The sequence below is a fragment of the Pseudomonas sp. F1_0610 genome, from assembly GCF_047470865.1.
GTDB lineage: Bacteria > Pseudomonadota > Gammaproteobacteria > Pseudomonadales > Pseudomonadaceae > JAZDRH01.
On the sequence record NZ_JAZDRH010000122.1, the window covers coordinates 1 to 241 of the forward strand.

At 44.0% G+C, this 241-nt stretch carries 1 pseudogene; it reads right to left on the reverse strand.

The annotated features are described in order from the left end of the window. Nucleotides 1–241, reverse strand: a pseudogene (locus tag VQ643_RS16470) (IS3 family transposase); the annotation flags it as partial.

Genomic DNA, 241 nt, shown 5'->3' on the forward strand with positions numbered 1-241 from the left:
CAACATCTATAGCCAAGCATTCGCGATTAAAATCATCAATGACATTAAAGGTTCTGATGCTGCGGCCACTGGCTAAACTGTCTGACATAAAATCCATTGACCAGACATCGTTAATAGTCGTTGGAACCCTCAGCGCGTCAGGCTTATCTCGCTTGATGCGTTTTCTGGGTTTGATACGCAAGTTCAGCTCCAGCTCACAGTAAATGCGGTAAACGCGCTTATGGTTCCATTTAAAACCTTT